Below are 10,814 nucleotides of genomic sequence, written 5' to 3'. Positions count from 1 at the left end.
GGCCTCCGGGGTCTCATGTGCGGACTGCTTCGCTTTACGTCCGCACATGAGACCCCGGAGGCCCGTCCCCTCCCGTGGGTGGGTTGGGGGAGGTGGGTGGGGGTGGGGCTTGGTGGGTGGGTTTCCGTTGGGGGCTTCTCTTGGGGGCCGGCCGGTGGGTGGCTGTCCGGTGGGTGGCCTTCTCTGGTGGTTTTGCTTAGCGGCAGCCGCAGTTGGCTACTGCTGAGGCGAGTTTGTCCAGGGCGGTCTGGGCGCCTTGGGGGTCGGTGGTGCCGGTGGTCATGAAGGAGAAGACGAGGAGGCGGCCGTCGGCATCGACGACGGTGCCGGCCAGGGTGTTCACGCCGGTGAGGGTGCCGGTCTTGGCGCGTACGGCGCCGGCGCCGGCGCTCTGGCCCCGGTAGCGGTTGCTGAGGGTGCCGGTGAAGGCGGCCACCGGGAGGCCGGTGACGACGGGGCGCAGGGCCGGGTGGTCGGGGGACGAGGCGTGCAGCAGGAGGCGGGAGAGCAGGGCGGCGGTGACCTTGTCGTCGCGGTCCAGGCCGCTGCCGTCCTCGAAGACGGCGCCGGACAGCGGGAGGTGCTCGCGCTGGAGGGCGGTGCGTACGGCCTTTCCTGCGCCCGCGAAGCTGGCCGGCTGCCGGGAGGCGCGGGCGGTCTGGCGGGCCAGGGCCTCGGCGATGTCGTTGTCGCTGTGGGTGAGCATCCGCTCGACGAGCGCGGACAGCGGCAGGGAGTGGACGGCGGCGATCCGCTCGCGCTTCTTGGGAGCCTTGGCGCCGGCGGGGTCGCCGTGCACGGTGATGCCGCGGTCGTGGAGCAGATCGGCGAACGTGCGGGCCGCGGTGCGGGCCGGGTCGGCGTCGCGGGGGGCGGTGCCGTGGTCGGAGTCGTCGAGGCGGGCCTCGTCGGTCATCAGGGCGGTGACGGGGGCGATGTTCTCGTTCGGGCCGATGGGGTGCTCGGCGGGGCCCGTGTAGGCGGAGGTGTCGTAGCCCAGGCTGATCTTGGTGGTGTGGCGCTTCTTGAGGGCGCGGGCGGTGGCGTCGGCGAGGGTGCGCAGGTTGGCTGGCTGTTCCTCGGCGCCGGAGCGCGGGGCGCGGGCGGTGAGGGTGGGGTCGCCGCCGCCGAGCAGGACGAGGCGGTCCTTGCCGGCCAGGACCGTGGTGGTGTCGATGCGGTGGTCGGGGCCGAGTGCGGAGAGCGCGGCGACGGCGGTGGCGAGCTTGACGGTGGAGGCGGGGGTGGCGGCCTTGCCCTGTCCGTCGCCGAAGACCTCGCGGCCGGCGGCCACGTCCAGCACGGAGGCGGTCCGCAGCGGGCCGAGCGCCGGGTCCTTCAGCAGCGGTGCGAGCGCGTCGGCGAGCCCGGCGTCGGTGGGGGCGGGCGCCGCACCACGGCCCGCGGCACCGTGTGCGCGGCCGCCGAGCGCGGGCAGGACGGGCGGTGCGCTGGGCGCGGGCCGGGTGTCCGGAGCGTGATGCTCGCCACTGGCACCGTCCATCGCCGCCGCCTCGGCCCGCTCGGCCGTACGCTGACCCGAGTCCCACGGCCCGGACGCCGCCACCGCGACGACCGCGACCGCGAGGCCGGTGGCTGCGGAGACCGCTGTCAGCTGCCAGGTCTGCTGGGTATGGCGCGGTGTGGCGTGCCATACCTGCTGCGTGGTCGCGACCGCAGTCTGTGCCGACCGGACCGCCGCGCGCGTCGCCGACCGCGCGGCTCGTTCGGCCGACTGCCATCTGACCTGCCACTTTCCGGTCTCCGGCACCTCGGACCAGCCCCTTTCGCCACCACACACCTGCGTGGGGGACACTTAATCACCAGACGTATGTGTTGATCATGGAGGAGCCACCCGTGGAGTTCGACGTCACCATCGAGATCCCGAAGGGTTCGCGGAACAAGTACGAGGTGGATCACGAGACCGGTCGAATCCGCCTGGACCGTCGACTCTTCACCTCGACCAGCTACCCGGCCGACTACGGCTTTGTCGAGAACACCCTGGGTGAGGACGGCGACCCGCTGGACGCCCTGGTCATCCTGGACGAGCCGACCTTCCCCGGCTGCCTCATCAAGTGCCGCGCCATCGGCATGTTCCGGATGACGGACGAGGCCGGCGGCGACGACAAGCTGCTGTGCGTGCCGGCGTCCGACCCGCGGGTGGAGCACCTGCGGGACATCCACCACGTGTCGGAGTTCGACCGCCTGGAGATCCAGCACTTCTTCGAGGTCTACAAGGACCTGGAGCCCGGCAAGTCCGTCGAGGGCGCCGACTGGGTCGGCCGCACCGAGGCCGAGGCGGAGATCGAGGCCTCCTTCAAGCGCCTGGAGGCGCAGGGCGGCGCGCACTGACGTAGCGTCCCGGCACCTCGCCGGCGGGGCCGGGAACGGCCCCGCACGGGGAGGTGCGCGCTCCGCTTTTCGTACGCGAACGGGCGGCACCCGGTCGGGTGCCGCCCGTCGTGCGTGTCGGGGCTGCGTGCTCGGCTCACTTCTCGCGGTACGGGTACCGGTGGAGCACCCACGGGCCGGCGGCCTTCGCCCTCCTCAGGCAGAGGTGAGGGCGGGAGCCGCGGCGGTCTTCCCGGCCGGCAGCGCCGCGCGCTGTTCGTTCCGGGTCAGGACGTAGAGAAGCGCCGGGTGGGTGGCGCCGAAGGCCAGCACGAAGCGGTTGAGCCCCATGAACTGCCCGATTCCCAGGTGGAACACCGTCATCGAGCCGAGCCACGCCTTGGCAGCGGGCTTCGGCAGCACGAAGACCAGCGGGAAGCCGACCTCCGCGGCGATCGTTCCCCAGGTGATGAGCTTGCCCAGCATCGGGTACTTGTGCACGAGTTCGAAGATGCGCGGGTCCCCGTAGTTGTGCGTACGGATGACGCCGCTGAAGGCCTCGCCGCTGAGCCACACCGGGGAGACCAGCTTGACCACGCCGGACGCGACGTAGGAGATGGTGGTCTCCAGGGCCAGTGCGCGCATGGCCACGTCGCGGGCCTTCTCGCCGTCCTTGAAGGTGCCGGTCGAGGCGAGGACGACGTTGATCACCTGCTGGAGCTGGTCGGCGCCGTCGCCGCCGAAGGGGGAGCGCAGCCGCCCGGCCGCACCCGTCACCGCCAGCACGGCGCTGCCGGCCGCGCGTACGCCGCGCTTGTGGCCCCAGATCAGCGTGGCGGCGGAAGCACCCGCCTGGACCCCGTAGAGGGCGACCGCTGCCTTCTTGGAGTTGAGGGCGCGGGTCAGCCGGGGAAACCGCTTGGCCAACTGGGGGCGCATGTTCGCCAGTTGCCCGCTCAGCATTTCGCCGTCTTCGAACTTACGCGTCTGGCTCAGCATTTCCAGTGCGGAGACCAGCGTACCCAGCGAAGCCACTCGGCGTGCCGTGACCTCGGGCGGAGCGCTGAGGAACATGGATGGGTGCTCCCGTTGATGTGATGCGAGTACGGTGGGTATGGAAAACGGCGGCACGGTATGCGTATCGGGCGTACCGTGCCGCCGTGTCTTTTCTCAGACGGGGCTAACGATGCCGGTCAGCATCGCCTGCCGGCCGGCTGGTTCAGCGCTGGATGTCCTTGGTGACCTCGTGCAGCGCGTAGGCGGTCGCGGAGGTCACGGCGACGCCCTCGGGGGTCGCCAGGGTGGCCAGCGGGGTGAGCATGGTCGGGGTCGCGTCGTTGCCGATACGGCCCGGGGTCACGTCGGCCAGCTCGGTGTTGGCGAAGTCAGCCACGATGGACATTGCGTTCCTCTTTCTCTAAGAAAGTCTTTGAGCGAGTTCTCCAGCCGTTCGGCGGGAGGGCGCGGACTCACGCGGCACGGGATGCCGAGTGAGCTCGCGGCTTCCAGTCGAGGGGGTTGATCGGCTCGCTATGCGGCAACCAGAGACGGTGCGTTGTCGGGAGTGACGTCTCCGTCCAACGGGAATTCCAGGGAGACGAAGACGGGATCGATGTGCCGGTCTTCCGGGCTGTTGAGGTGCGAGTGCAGCAGCATGAACTGGCAGTGCGAGGCACCTTCGGCATGGGGCAGGTGGAGCTGGATGTAGCGGGCCAGCAGCCGGTATCCGGACGCCGTGGTCACGGGGAGCACTTCGGAACCGAAGGCGACCGCCTGGGCGAGGGTGTGCTGGGTCGCGTCGAACAGCGCCTTCGGGGGCCGGTTGCGTGCGTTCCACGCCAGCGCGTACCACGGCCGGTCACGGACGATCGGAACCTCCGTCCACTCACCGGGCTTGCCGTCCGTGATGTCCCGGTAGAGAAGGTGGTTGTCCTTGGTTCCGGGATTCGGCCCGAAGAAGCGCCAGTTCGGGGTCGGAATCCGCACCTTCCCGCGGCGCATGAGGTTGTCGAAGCGCTGCTCGGGAATCTGTGCCGCGGCCGTCGCGACCAGCCATGCGGCCAGTGACGCCGTGACGGCGGCCGTCTTGACGCGTTCGGTGTCCAGTTTCATGATCACGCCAGTTCCTCCACCCGTTCCGCGGCGCTCCGGCGCCCCTTGGTGGACGGCTGCCACGACGATCCGAGCGGCCCGGAGGGCGGTTCGCCGGCGATCAGCTCCGCCACCTCCTCGGCGTGCGGCCGCACGGCGAGGATGGACTCGTGATCGGAGCCCGCGACGAAGTGGTGCCGGGCCCGCTCCGAGATGACGGCCAGCCTGGCCTGTATCCCGGCGTGCAGGGTGTTGTCACCGACGTTGTTCTCGGCCGTGATGACGGTCAACGGGCAGTCCAGAGAGGACAGTTCCGGATAGGTCATGGCGTCCCGGTACTCCCGGTAGGCCTTGGCCCAGGTGCGGGAGTCCGACAGGAAGGCCGTGTAGCTCCGGTTGATGTCCGGGCGGTATTGCTGGTTCGTGTTCATGGCGGGGCGGAAGACCGAAAGACCGGTCGCCGCGAACACCTGCTCCATCAGCATCCGCTGATGGGACCACCGGTCGACGTCGGTGCGGCGGGAGTGGCGCAGACTGACCACTTCGGTGGCGTCGATCATGACCACCTGGGTCACGCCCTCCACCGCGTCCGGATGCAGCGACGCGTAGGCCGCGACGAAGTATCCGCCCAGGGAGTGGCCCGCCAGGACGACCGGGAGGCCGGCGACATAGGTGTCGCGCAGCTCCTGCAGCAGCTCGAAGTGCGGCTCCAGGCCGTAGCGGGTGTCCGGTGTGCTGAGCCCGTAGCCGGGACGGCTGAACCGCACGTACCCCATGTCTTCGGGCAGTGCGCCGCAGACCCAGTCCCAGTATTCCTGGGGCGCACCCATACCGTTGTCGAACAGTACGGCGCGCTGCGCATGAGGAGGAATGTGGACGTCGACCTCGACGAGGCTCCCGTCCGGCCTTTCATGCAGCTGATAACGACGCGCACGCTCGCGCTTACCGGTGTATCGCGTCACCGCGCCGGTCAGAAGACTTGCGCCGGCCAGTCCAGCCATGCCTACGGCAAAATGGCGCTCAAGAGACGCCACATTCCCTCCCCCGTGATTAGAAGTGGCTGTTACCCCGGAACTTAGCACGCAACTCCGGGGTAAAATAACGAGTTACTTTACTCTGGCGGCCGGGTGGGTCTTCCCACGCTGCATGGGAACACGCACGGCCGGGCTCCGACTGCAGTTACGGAGTTCCAGGTAAAGCTCGCCAATCGTGGCCTTCAGTGAGGCGATTTCCCGGGTCAGTTCAGCGACCCGGGAGGCATTCTCGGTTCCTCTGCCACTCTCGCCGGCGAGGCCATTACGGCCTCCCTCAATAAACTGCCGGCGCCAGTTCGACACGGACTGCTCGGAGACCCCGGCCTCTCGAGCGGCTTCCGCTGCGGTCAGTTCGCCGGTGACCACTCTCAGTACGAGAGCGAATTTCTTGTCGGCTGGCAATATCGGAGGACGTCCCACGGTCAACCCTCTTTCGTCATCCGTTTTCTGTGTGCGCCTTCACGGCTTGACGTAGCAACAGATGAACATGGGTTCCCGTTCGCTGTACGGGGTGCCGTCCCACCGCGCCATACGGGCCTCGCACTCCAGCCCGGCCGCGCGGGCGTAGCCGTCGACGTCGTCCGGCGTGGTCAGCCGGGTGACCTCGGAGCCCACCCGGGTGGTGCCGTCGGCCTGGTACAGGATGTGCGAGCAGTGCCACAGACCGCCGTCGAGCAGCGTGGAATGGGTCTGCACACCGGTCCCGGGCTCCGGGTAGGGGACGAAGTAGGTGGTGCGGGTGCTGCCCTCGTGCAGGTCCAGGATGGAGGGCTTGTTGTGCGTCTCGATCACCAGCCGCCCGCCGGGGGCGAGCAGGGCGGCCGCTCGCCGCACGGCCTGCTGCTGCTCCTCGGCGGTGCACAGGATCGAGAGGGTCGCGCAGACGGCGTACACCATCCCGTAACGGGATTCCGAGGTGTAGGTGCGGAAGTCCCCGTACACCGGGTCGACGTCTCCGCCGTCTTTCAGTTTGACGCGCAGCGCGTCCAGCATCTCCGGTGACGAGTCCACGCCCGTCACACGGCCGACGCCCTCGGAGAGCGGGAGGGCAATCCGTCCGGTGCCGACTCCGAACTCAAGGGTTCCGGCCTCAGGAGCGGGATGGAGGGCCAACAGTCCCTTTACCGCTTCTGTGGTAACCCCGTCATCCGGGATCAGCCGGTCGTACCAGCCCTTGAACTGCCGGCCATAGCCAATGTCTTCAACCCCGTTGTGCACCCGAGCTTCCTCTCTTTATCCCCACTGCCGATGCCGATGGGAATGCCGCGAAGCCGAAGAGCTCGAACGAGGCACGACGTGATACGCCGACGAGCCGGCGACGCAAGGGAAGCGAAGCCGTCCGCGTGGTTGGTCAGACCAGCAGAACCTGTCGATTGCGTGATGACGTCTCAACGGAACGTGTGGGGGGGTACCTACATTCAGACAATATCAGGCCGCAATGGCGTGTCCAGTGGCTTACCGGTGGCGTACTCCACAGCAGAAGCGGGAAGTTGGGGTTGACTGACGGAGCGGCAGACCCGCCCGGCCCGGCATTAACCGGGACGCCCGAATTCGAAGGAATCAGACTTGGGCGACAGGCTGGGCAAATTGCGTATACCGAAACGGTGCCGGAGCGCGGAGAGCGCGGCCAGGCAGCCGGACATGCCGTGCACGCCGGGCCCCGGCGGGGTGGCCGAGGAGCACAGGAAGACGCCGGGCAGCGGTGTGCGGTAGGGGTCGAGGCGGGGAACGGGCCGCGCGAGGCTCTGGCGGAGCGTCATCGCACCGGAACCGATGTCCCCGCCCACGTAGTTGGGGTTGTAGGCCTCGTACGCGGCGGCGGACGTGGAGCGGTGGTCGATGATCGTGTCCCCGAAGCCCGGGGCGTAGCGCTCGATACGGGCGCGCACCAGGTCGTAGGGGTCGGTGGGGTCCCCGTTCGGCACATGCGCGTAGGCCCACACGGGACGCTTCCCGGGCAGCGCGCGGCCGGGATCGGTCACCGCCGGGTCCACGAGGAGGACGAACGGCTCCGCGGTCCGTACGCCCCGTGCGTTCGCGGTCTCCTGCCGGACCATCTCGGCGCGGGTGCCGCCCAGGTGCACCGTTCCGGCGCGGCCCACCGCGGGGTCGGCCCAGGGGATCGGCTCGGACACCAGGAAGTCGACCTTGGCGGCGCCGGGGCCGTAGCGGTAGCGCTCCAGGCCGCGCGCGTAGGAGCGGGGCAGCCGGTCGCCCGCCACGGCGAGGAACCCCTTGGGTGCGGTGTCGAGCAACACCGCCCGTACGCGGCCCAGTTGGGCCAGGTCCGTCACGCGGTGGCCGGTGTGGAAGACGCCGCCGTGCGCGGTGATGTCCTGGGCCATCGCCTCGGCGATCCGGCCGCTGCCGCCCCGCGGCAGCGGCCACCCGGTCCCGTGCGCGAGGTGGCCGAGCAGCATGGCCACCGCGCCGCCCGCCGGGCTCGGCAGCGGGCCGACCGCGTGCGCGGCGACTCCGGTGAGCAGGGCGGCCGTCTCCTCGCCCCGGAAGTGTGCCGCGCCGAGCCCGCTGCCGTGGACCGCCACCCGGCGTGCCAGCAGCAGGGCCGCCACGGGGTCGCGCGGCAGCCGGCGCTGCGCGGAGAGGAGCAGGTCGGCGATGCCCTCGCTGTGCTCCAGCAGCGGGCCCATCAGCCGCCGCCAGCGCGGGCCGTCGGGCCCCAGGTGCTCGCAGGTCGCGGCCAGCGAGCGGTGGGCCAGGGCGGCGCGGCCGCCGTCCAGGGGGTGGGCGTAGCTGATCTCGGGGTGCAGCAGCTCGACCCCGCGGGCCGCCAGGCCGAACGCCCGGAAGAACGGGGAGGCGGCGGCCATGGGGTGGACGGCGGCGCAGAGGTCGTGCTCGACGCCGGTGTCGAAGAGGGGGGCCGTGCGCAGCCCGCCGCCGATGGTCTCGGCTCCCTCGTAGAGCTCCACCCGCAGGCCGGCCCGGGCCAGGACCACACCGGCGGCGAGGCCGTTGGGTCCGGTGCCCACGATGGCCGCGTCGCACGCGCTCACCACCGCTCGTCCCCCCTGATCGGCCGGAGGCGGACCGTCTGCTCGGCGAGGCCGGCGTACGCGGGCCAGCCGATGGCGAGGGCGGGCGGCGGGGTCCACGGTTCCATGGGGACCGGGGCGGCATGGCCCGGGGCGGCCACCGGCGTGACGAGGCCGGCCCCGGCGTGCAGTTGTGAGCCCGCCAGTCGCCGGTAGAGCTCGTCGTGCTCCATCAGGTCCCGGTGCACGCCGGTGGCCCGGACCCGGCCGCCCTCCATCACCACGATCTTCTCGGCGTCGACCACCGTGGAGATCCGGTGGGCGATGGCGATGACCGCGCACTGCCCGGAGATCCGGCGCAGCACGTCCCGGAAGTCCCGCTCCGAGTCGGAGTCCAGGTTGGAGGTGGCCTCGTCCAGCAGCATCACCGCGGGCTTCTGCAGCAGCGTGCGGGCGATGCACAGCCGCTGGCGCTGACCGCCGGACAACCCGCTGCCCTGGTCGCCGAGTTCGGTGTCCAGGCCGTGCGGGAGGCCGGCGACCACCGAGGCGAGACCGGCCATCTCCACCGCCTCCTGGATCTCCTGGTCCGTGGCGTGGGGGTTGGCGTAGGTCAGGTTCTCGCGGACCGTGCCGCGCATGGCGGCGCTGTCCTGCTGGACGTAGCCGACCAGTCCGCGGACCGTGTCGAGCGGCAGGCTCTCGATGTTCTGGCCGCTGAGCTGGACGCGGCCGCCGTCCGGCGCGTAGAAGCGCTCGATCAGCTGGAACATGGTGGTCTTGCCCGCGCCGGACGGCCCGACCACCGCCGTCAGCCCGCGCGCCGGCACGGTGAACGAGACACCGGCGAGCACCTGCGTCAGCTCCTCCTGCTTCCCGCGCCGGTAGGCGAACCGCACGTTGTGGAACTCGACCGCCGGCCGGTGCTCGGCCAGCGGCCCGAAGAACATCGGGGGCCGGGCGTCCGCCGACCCGTCGCCCTCCTGGGGCATCCGGGCCAGCTCGTCGACCCGCTGGATCGCCGCCCGGCCCTGGACGAACTGGCCCACCCCCATGAAGAACGTCACCAGGGGCGAGACCAGTTGGAAGAGGTACATGATGAACGAGGTCAGGGTGGCCATGTTCATCTCGCCGCGGGCCACCCAGGTCATGCCGACGCCCACCACGACGGCCAGCGCGCCCTGTGTGCCGACGTTCATGGACGGCATCAGCAGGGCGTTGTAGGCGTTGACCCGGATGCCCGAACGCCGCGTCTTGTCGGCCAGCCTGCCGATGCGCGCGGCCTCACGGTGCTCGGCGCGGGATGCCTTGACGGTGGGCAGCGCGGAGAGCACGCGCTGGATGTCACTGGCGAACTCGCCGGTGTCGTCGCGGTTCTCCAGCGCGACCTTGCGCAGTTTGCGGGCGAGCAGGAGGGAGACGACGCTGGCGGCCCCGAGGCAGCCCAGGGTGATGACCATCAGCCACAGGTCGATGAGGAACATCAGCACGACGCCGCCGATGACCGTGGCGCCGCTGACGATCAGCTGCGCGAGGCTCTGCGAAAGGGCGATCTTCACCAAGGAGGTATCGGTGACCGTACGGGTGAAGATATCGCCCTGGGAATGCTTTCCGAATGCGGTGAGATCGGCGCGCAGCAGCCGTCCGGTCAGGATTCCGCGGACGTCGAAGACGATATTCTCCCCGGCCCGGCCGATCATGTAGGCCTGGAGCGAGGAGAAGAGGGCCCCCGCGCAGAAGAGCCCGACCAGCTGGGTGATGGGGCCGGCCAGCGAGCCGCCGCTGCCCGCCGCCTCGATCAGTTTGCCGATGGCCCAGGGCTGGGTGAGCGCGGACGCCACCCCCAGCAGCCCCAGCAGCACGCCCGAGACCAGTAGTGTGGTGTGCTGTCTGGAGACACTTGCGACCGACCCGGTGCCGGTTTTTTTGGTCCCGCCTCTCAGGCTCGCGTGGTGCGCATGACTCGCCATGAGTGCTCCCCCCGTTTTGACGACGGTCGCTTCGTGCGCGCGAGAGCCCGGTCTGATGGGTCCGCCGTCAAGAGGCTCGAAGCTAACATGGCGCCCGGTATCAAGTTATGCGTTAGTTGACTGCCCGCCGCGCATTCCTTCCGTGAATGGCGAACGCACGCGACGGCCTCAGTTAATTGCTTTCTTTTTTCTTTGCGCGGTGGGTCGTCGCGGGTCGGGGCGCCCGTGGCTGTGGCCTTGCCCGGCCGGTGACCCCTGATCCCGGCAGGAGGCCGCGCGCTTCCCAACTGGGCGCCCATGTGCGGGCTTTTCGGGCTCTCCCGGACGTACTCCCGCTGTTGACACCGGTGTTAGCGGGACGTTAGCGCGGCGGCAGCACCGCGACAGCGGCC

At 70.1% G+C, this 10,814-nt stretch carries 10 protein-coding genes; 1 reads left to right on the top strand and 9 read right to left on the bottom strand.

The window, feature by feature from the left end:
* Positions 1-196 precede the first annotated feature (196 nt).
* Positions 197-1,771, bottom strand: coding sequence for a D-alanyl-D-alanine carboxypeptidase/D-alanyl-D-alanine endopeptidase (gene dacB / locus ACWC9R_RS24610; protein WP_450734551.1), 1,575 nt, complete (start codon positions 1,769-1,771; stop codon positions 197-199).
* 86 nt (positions 1,772-1,857) lie between these two features.
* On the opposite strand from dacB, the gene ACWC9R_RS24605 reads away from it, so the two are divergent.
* The gene (locus ACWC9R_RS24605) at positions 1,858-2,352 is read left to right on the top strand and encodes an inorganic diphosphatase (RefSeq protein WP_085923328.1); all 495 of its coding nucleotides are present in this window, start codon (positions 1,858-1,860) and stop codon (positions 2,350-2,352) included.
* 195 nt (positions 2,353-2,547) lie between these two features.
* On the opposite strand, the gene ACWC9R_RS24600 is transcribed toward ACWC9R_RS24605, so the two are convergent.
* The 8 genes from ACWC9R_RS24600 to ACWC9R_RS24565 form a co-directional block, all read right to left on the bottom strand.
* Complete coding sequence (locus ACWC9R_RS24600) at positions 2,548-3,405, bottom strand: hypothetical protein (protein WP_450734549.1); 858 nt, start codon at positions 3,403-3,405, stop codon at positions 2,548-2,550.
* A 145-nt stretch (positions 3,406-3,550) separates the two neighbouring features.
* Positions 3,551-3,733 carry a linaridin family RiPP gene (locus tag ACWC9R_RS24595; protein ID WP_362611144.1) on the bottom strand — a complete coding sequence of 61 codons (183 nt, stop codon included), beginning with the start codon at positions 3,731-3,733 and terminating at the stop codon, positions 3,551-3,553.
* Between the two features lie 128 nt (positions 3,734-3,861).
* Positions 3,862-4,443 carry a hypothetical protein gene (locus ACWC9R_RS24590; protein ID WP_450734547.1) on the bottom strand — a complete coding sequence of 194 codons (582 nt, stop codon included), beginning with the start codon at positions 4,441-4,443 and terminating at the stop codon, positions 3,862-3,864.
* Positions 4,444-4,445: 2 nt separating this feature from the next.
* Positions 4,446-5,423: an alpha/beta fold hydrolase gene (locus ACWC9R_RS24585; RefSeq protein WP_450734545.1), complete on the bottom strand. Its 978-nt coding sequence runs from the start codon at positions 5,421-5,423 to the stop codon at positions 4,446-4,448.
* A 105-nt stretch (positions 5,424-5,528) separates the two neighbouring features.
* Positions 5,529-5,876 (bottom strand): transposase, encoded by a 348-nt coding sequence (locus tag ACWC9R_RS24580; RefSeq protein ID WP_450734544.1) that lies wholly within the window; start codon positions 5,874-5,876, stop codon positions 5,529-5,531.
* A gap of 39 nt (positions 5,877-5,915) precedes the next feature.
* Complete coding sequence (locus ACWC9R_RS24575; RefSeq protein ID WP_450734558.1) at positions 5,916-6,569, bottom strand: class I SAM-dependent methyltransferase; 654 nt, start codon at positions 6,567-6,569, stop codon at positions 5,916-5,918.
* Between the two features lie 419 nt (positions 6,570-6,988).
* On the bottom strand, positions 6,989-8,473 hold the full coding sequence (locus ACWC9R_RS24570) for a phytoene desaturase family protein (RefSeq protein WP_450734542.1): 1,485 nt from the start codon (positions 8,471-8,473) through the stop codon (positions 6,989-6,991).
* Positions 8,470-10,314 (bottom strand): ABC transporter ATP-binding protein, encoded by a 1,845-nt coding sequence (locus ACWC9R_RS24565; protein ID WP_450734540.1) that lies wholly within the window; start codon positions 10,312-10,314, stop codon positions 8,470-8,472. The genes ACWC9R_RS24570 and ACWC9R_RS24565 overlap by 4 nt, the downstream gene beginning before the upstream one ends.
* Positions 10,315-10,814: the final 500 nt, after the last annotated feature.

The organism is Streptomyces sp. NPDC001219 (assembly GCF_053597915.1).
Note: the sequence above shows the minus strand (reverse complement) of the source record. Positions and strands in the feature narration are given on the sequence as shown.